A 212-nucleotide genomic window follows, 5' to 3' on the forward strand; every position below is an offset into this window, starting at 1 on the left:
CCTGATATCCAGCCCGGTTGGGTTGGGAAGAAAGGTAATCTACCACCATGCCTAGGTACTCCGAACAGTTCAAACGTGATGCTGTGGCCCTCTACGAAAACAATGAGGACCTCTCACTTCACGCGGCTTCAGCAGAGCTTGGAGTCAATCGCTCCTCACTTTATTCCTGGCTTAAGCAGTACGGCACCGGCAAACGTGCCCGCACGAAGACC

Annotated in this window: 1 protein-coding gene; it reads left to right on the forward strand. The window is 53.8% G+C overall.

Features of this window, described 5'->3' with window-relative positions; translation table 11 throughout:
• Positions 1-47 precede the first annotated feature (47 nt).
• Positions 48-212, forward strand: a 165-nt coding sequence (locus HMPREF2743_RS02760; protein WP_141761382.1) for a transposase, incomplete at its 3' end; no start/stop codon positions are given.

Source organism: Corynebacterium sp. HMSC036D02, from assembly GCF_001836165.1.
Lineage (GTDB): Bacteria > Actinomycetota > Actinomycetes > Mycobacteriales > Mycobacteriaceae > Corynebacterium.